Raw genomic sequence first — 4,010 nt, forward strand, 5'->3', positions numbered from 1 at the left:
AGCCAGGGCCGACCCGGACATCGCGATGGTCGAGGTAGCCGACACCGGCACCGGTCTCGACCCCGGGTACGTAGGCCGCCTGTTCGAGTCGTTCTATACGACGAAGGCCGAGGGCATGGGCGTGGGCCTTGCAATCAGCCGGTCCATCGTCGAGGCGCACGGCGGACGGCTCGAAGCCGCGCCGAACGAGCCGCACGGCGCCGTTTTCCGCTTCACGCTGCCGACCAAGGAGAAGGCGCAGGCAAGCCCGGAGGGACTGCGCTCGTAGCGAGCGCCGGGCAATCGGAAAGCGCTGCAGCGCACGGTTCGGTTTACCTTCACTACCCCCTTCCCGTCGTTGCGGGAGCCGTGGCGCCCACGCCCACATGCGAAGTATCGCGCCTCGAATCAAACGTGCCCACGTGCTGCGCCCCCGACCACAAAGCCCTCACGGTGGTCCGCCCCGTCGACCCGCGTCGGTCTGGTGGTCCGCGGCGGTGGCGGTGCTGGGGGGGCCGGTGGCGGCAAGTAAGGCTGCTTGACATCGGGGTGCCACCGACTATTACCGGAGGCTTCGCTTCGCTACAGGCTGCTAGAGGCTCGGGTGCGCGTGCAATCGACATGATCGCAGAGCACGGCAGACCGAAGGACTTTGATTGCACCTGAGAACGGTCGCGATGATCCGGGGCACGCGGGGTCACGATTTGCTCGTCCAGGCCGGAGCGCAGAAACTGACGTACGCAGGCAAAGCCGCCATTGCCGGATTGCTCGACGCGCATGCAAAAAGGGATGCCGCGCTGATTCAGGACGGCAGGCGGCCAGCGGCAGGGATAGCCCCGATCGAGCAGCAGGAGATCGTCGCTGGAGAGACGATCCAGGTGCTCGAACAGCATTTCACGCTCGCTCTCAAGCACGCTATGCAGGGAGGCGGCCAGCATCAGTTCAGCGTCTGGGAGAAAGAGTCCGAACACGAGCTGGTCGGGCAGCGCGGCACGCTTGACGTGGCCGGCGCGCAGGCCGAACCGGACGGTGGAGGCATCGGCGGCCACCAGCCTCAAGCCGTTCCAGCGCGGCACATAACCATGGCGCCCGGCTTGCTCGATCAGCCAGTCATTGAGCGCCGGAATGGCGGTCGTGGAGAGTTTGGCGCGCGCCTGCGCGAACGCTTGCTCGGACACTTGGCGTAGCAATTGTGCCTGCTGCTGCAGATGGGCGAAGAATTCGTCCAGTTCGGCTTGGACGCTTTTGCGCATGCCAGTGAGCATGAGCGCGATCAGTGTCGGTAAAGGCAATTTGCGACGACGCTGGAAGGCCGTGGGCTGCTCAGGATGGCGGGTAAGCTGGCGAAACTGCTCAGTCTGTATATGGGCCGCGAGATCGGCAAGCAGAGTAGAAAAAGACATCCTGGCCAACGAAGATCAAAACGATCCTCATTGGCGGCACCGCGAAGTTGGCTTGATGTCAAGTGCTTTTGATTTGATTGCGTCCCGGCGCGGCAGACGCACTTATCTTGGGTGGATTGAGCCCGCGGCCGGGTGGTAATACGGGTCGATTCGACCCTGTGGCTTAGATTTTTCCATTACTTTACTTCCGTTGACTTTTGCGCGCGGGTTATGCCTCGAATCGATGGCCGGCGCTGCTGGCAGTAACGCATCGCCTGCCTGAGTCGCACCGCACCCGAGCGGGCGCGGCACACGAAGAGACGAGCTGCCGCTTCAATGCCTGAGAACGTTGCCAGCGAACGCCCGCATGCGTGCTGTCGATGAATGGCCAATACCGCCTTCCTGCAGCCAATAACCCAGGCTCATGAAGATAGCGCCACCGATGAGATTGCCCAACGTGACGAACACTTCATTGTGAATGGCACCAGCGAGCGTAATCTCGGCCGGGTGCTCGGCCATCAGTGCGAGCGCGAACACGAACATGTTGGCCACGCAGTGCTCGAAGCCGCAGGCGACGAACGCAAAAATGGGCCAGAAGATGAGGCCGAGCTTCGCCGCGTCATTATTGGTCCGACCTGCCATCCACACCGCTAGACATACGAGCCAATTGCACAACAGGCCCTTCGCCAACAGCGGCAAGCCCGGCGTGGACATCTTCGCCTCGACTACCTTGAAGAAAACCGCTGACCCGTCGGTTAGCAACACCCCCCCGCCGGCCGCGTGAAGAATGGCAGCGAGCACCACCGTGCCAATCAGGTTTCCGATCCAGCACACCACCCAGACCAGCACCATACCGCCGATGCCGGTCTCGCCCCGCAATAGCGCAAACGGCATGTACATCGCTGTGCCGGTAAACAGCTCCGAACCAGCGCATATGACGATAGTCATCCCACAGGCAAATACCCCGCCCATGATCAGATGGACATAAGCCGGATCGACATGCGAGCCGACCGAAAACATCAGGATGTCGCCAAAGCCGATGTAGGCACCGGCCATTCCTGCGCCAATCAGAAATCCGAGCGGCGAGCGAAGAATAGTCGACACTTTGCGGGCGCCGATTTTTGCAAATTCATCGATGTTATCTGCGTACATTGGCATTCCATTAAGTGCTGCAACTAGGGAGACCCGGGCAGGCGCTTGGTCGGGGCGGGCAGAAAATCAGATTACGACTCATTCCACGGTGCACGCCTGTTCGTTCGATGGTGATAATCGATAACAAAAACTGTGATTCGGACAAAATTTAAATAAGCAAATGCTGCTTTTAAAAAAATCGGTCGTTATAATTATTGAGTTAGATAATAATTTAGTCTAGTTATACTTTAGTCTAGCTATGTTAGAGATTGGTATAGGGAATATGGTTTCATGATGAGGGACAGACTCAGCAGCAGGGATGTTTCGCCCCGCGAGTGCTTGGTCGAGTGCAGGAGAATCGGCAATCAGTTGGCCACAAAATAGAGGACCATTTACGTACAGGAGGATGCCAACCAAAGGAGCAATGTCGAACCGGCCAGGCGGTCCTTGAACAGGTCCACGGCGACCGCTCGAATTTCTTTCTCGTTTATGCGACGAGAACGTCGCAGAGGAGAACGTGTTCAGGGGCGACCTTGATCGAGGCCGACGTGCAAATTAGGTTGCGCTGCTCGAAGACGGTACCGCGGGCTGGGCCCGCCTCGGGTTCGAGCTCGCGAGCGGCGAGAACGAACCGCGCGAATCGGCCAGCGCCGATGCGGCGGCCTTCGGGGCCGAACGCGCGCTGCGCTGGCCATCCCGGCGGCCACGCCGGGGGGCGACCATGACTGTGTCGCGGGCTGGCTTTCCGAGCGTAGCAGCCGGACCCCATACCTCCTCGACATCCGTTCCGTCGGCGAATACCGCGGGCGCCATCTGCCGGGGTCGATATCGACTGATCATTTGGGCGTCCGTCTGTAGCGCCAGGACCGCATCCCGAGTGCCGACTAGAACCATACTGATCTGCAAATCGGTGGCGAGTATTTGAGAAGGTTTAGGGACGCCCTTTGCTCCCGATACGTACGGGCCAACAGATGGTGCACTTCGTCCACGACCGCGGCGCCGCGGGTCTGAGAATGTCGCTTGTTAGCCTCTCCAGCGAGGCGAGACCGGCGGTAGCGTTAGGCGGAGCGCCGAGCTCAAAAAATAGCCCGAGTAAAATCGATGCCGGTCGGGCGTTGCATCTGCATGGCGACCCCGGACCAACGTTCGACGCAGCTACGGTCGTCAAACTTATTGGGATGCGCACGGCGGAGCTTCGTTGTAATTTTTGTCTTCCCGATATTGGAATCGCCATGAATAAGCACGGCATCCGTTCCCGGCGCTGAACTCGCGGGAGGCGCTCGAATTGTCCATTCCGGGACTGAGCAGCCTCGGTCGAGATCGTCCTCCAGCACGAACAAACCTACGACATCGCCGTGGGCACGACGCTTACCGAAGACCGCGTTTGTGCGCCGCAATTGGAAGCGGTTGTGCCGTGGCCTCGCCTGATGGCAGTGATCGAGCCGCTGTACCCGAAGAGCGGGCGTGTGGGCCGACAGCCCATCGGAGTGCCGAGAATGTTGCGCATGTACTGTCTGC

Annotated in this window: 5 protein-coding genes; 1 reads left to right on the plus strand and 4 read right to left on the minus strand. The window is 60.3% G+C overall.

What is annotated here, in order from left to right; translation table 11 throughout:
• Positions 1–268: ATP-binding protein (locus HV670_RS29415; protein WP_246258108.1), on the plus strand; the 268-nt coding region annotated here is incomplete at its 5' end.
• A gap of 52 nt (positions 269–320) precedes the next feature.
• Here the strand turns inward: HV670_RS29415 and HV670_RS31690 are convergent.
• The 4 genes from HV670_RS31690 to HV670_RS31705 all read right to left on the minus strand — a co-directional run bounded on the left by HV670_RS31690 (position 321) and on the right by HV670_RS31705 (position 3,826).
• On the minus strand, positions 321–1,244 hold the full coding sequence (locus HV670_RS31690) for a hypothetical protein (protein WP_246258109.1): 924 nt from the start codon (positions 1,242–1,244) through the stop codon (positions 321–323).
• 450 nt (positions 1,245–1,694) lie between these two features.
• Complete coding sequence (locus HV670_RS29425) at positions 1,695–2,513, minus strand: formate/nitrite transporter family protein (protein ID WP_175108455.1); 819 nt, start codon at positions 2,511–2,513, stop codon at positions 1,695–1,697.
• A gap of 534 nt (positions 2,514–3,047) precedes the next feature.
• Positions 3,048–3,332 (minus strand): hypothetical protein, encoded by a 285-nt coding sequence (locus tag HV670_RS31695; protein ID WP_246258111.1) that lies wholly within the window; start codon positions 3,330–3,332, stop codon positions 3,048–3,050.
• A 236-nt stretch (positions 3,333–3,568) separates the two neighbouring features.
• Positions 3,569–3,826 (minus strand): TniB family NTP-binding protein, encoded by a 258-nt coding sequence (locus HV670_RS31705; protein ID WP_343054530.1) that lies wholly within the window; start codon positions 3,824–3,826, stop codon positions 3,569–3,571.
• Positions 3,827–4,010: the final 184 nt, after the last annotated feature.

The organism is Pararobbsia alpina, from assembly GCF_902859895.1.
GTDB classification, from domain to species: domain Bacteria; phylum Pseudomonadota; class Gammaproteobacteria; order Burkholderiales; family Burkholderiaceae; genus Pararobbsia; species Pararobbsia alpina.

What these genes read in the sequence shown, in the direction of transcription:
- HV670_RS31690 (WP_246258109.1), bottom strand. Translation starts at nt 1,244, where the DNA reads ATGCTCACTGGCATGCGCAAAAGCGTCCAAGCCGAACTGGACGAATTC.
- HV670_RS29425 (WP_175108455.1), bottom strand. Translation starts at nt 2,513, where the DNA reads ATGTACGCAGATAACATCGATGAATTTGCAAAAATCGGCGCCCGCAAA.
- HV670_RS31695 (WP_246258111.1), bottom strand. Translation starts at nt 3,332, where the DNA reads ATGATCAGTCGATATCGACCCCGGCAGATGGCGCCCGCGGTATTCGCC.